At 63.1% G+C, this 244-nt stretch carries 1 protein-coding gene; it reads left to right on the forward strand.

The features are described from left to right. Positions 1-50 precede the first annotated feature (50 nt). On the forward strand, positions 51-244 hold a 194-nt coding region (locus BraRD5C2_RS38555; protein WP_374708100.1), incomplete at its 3' end, for a metallophosphoesterase family protein.

Below are 244 nucleotides of genomic sequence, written 5' to 3' on the forward strand. Positions count from 1 at the left end.
TTGCGACGGATTTCACAACCATTACCATCTAGGCGATCCCTTTGAACAACATCGACTCCCCCGCTGCGAAAACCGCGATCCCGGCGACCACCAGAGCGTTCAGGGTCGGCATCATCTCGGATACGCACGGCCTGTTGCGGCCGGAAGCGGCGCGTGCGCTGGCTGGCGTCGACCACATCATCCATGGCGGTGACATTGGTCAGGCCGGCATCATCACGGCGCTGCGTCGGATCGCGCCGGTCAC

This window comes from Bradyrhizobium sp. RD5-C2, from assembly GCF_019972155.1.
GTDB lineage: Bacteria > Pseudomonadota > Alphaproteobacteria > Rhizobiales > Xanthobacteraceae > Bradyrhizobium.